Here is a 767-nt window from a genome sequence, read left to right on the forward strand (position 1 = left end):
GGGTAATGACTCCAACTTATTGATAGTGTTTTATGATCAGATAATGCCCGATGACTTTGTCATGCAGCTCCACCGATTTTGAGAACGACAGCGACTTCCGTCCCAGCCGTGCCAGGTGCTGCCTCAGATTCAGGTTATGCCGCTCAATTCGCTGCGTATATCGCTTGCTGATTACGTGCAGCTTTCCCTTCAGGCGGGATTCATACAGCGGCCAGCCATCCGTCATCCATATCACCACGTCAAAGGGTGACAGCAGGCTCATAAGACGCCCCAGCGTCGCCATCGTGCGTTCACCGAATACGTGCGCAACAACCGTCTTCCGGAGCCTGTCATACGCGTAAAACAGCCAGCGCTGGCGCGATTTAGCCCCGACGTATCCCCACTGTTCGTCCATTTCCGCGCAGACGATGACGTCACTGCCCGGCTGTATGCGCGAGGTTACCGACTGCGGCCTGAGTTTTTTAAGTGACGTAAAATCGTGTTGAGGCCAACGCCCATAATGCGGGCAGTTGCCCGGCATCCAACGCCATTCATGGCCATATCAATGATTTTCTGGTGCGTACCGGGTTGAGAAGCGGTGTAAGTGAACTGCAGTTGCCATGTTTTACGGCAGTGAGAGCAGAGATAGCGCTGATGTCCGGCGGTGCTTTTGCCGTTACGCACCACCCCGTCAGTAGCTGAACAGGAGGGACAGCTGATATAAACAGAAGCCACTGGAGCACCTCAAAAACACCATCATACACTAAATCAGTAAGTTGGCAGCATCA

1 protein-coding gene is annotated in these 767 nt (G+C 53.3%); it reads right to left on the reverse strand.

Features of this window, described 5'->3' with window-relative positions; all coding sequences use genetic code 11:
- Positions 1-16: 16 nt before the first annotated feature.
- Positions 17-714, reverse strand: a protein-coding gene (locus tag BEB54_RS28125; RefSeq protein ID WP_236943389.1) for an IS1-like element IS1A family transposase whose coding sequence is annotated in 2 segments (ribosomal slippage) — positions 17-465 and positions 465-714 — 699 coding nt in all. Because the reading frame shifts where the segments join, the coding sequence is not laid out codon by codon here.
- Positions 715-767 lie beyond the last annotated feature (53 nt).

Origin of the sequence: Escherichia sp. MOD1-EC6021, assembly GCF_002965245.1 — a bacterium.
GTDB lineage: Bacteria > Pseudomonadota > Gammaproteobacteria > Enterobacterales > Enterobacteriaceae > Escherichia > Escherichia coli_F.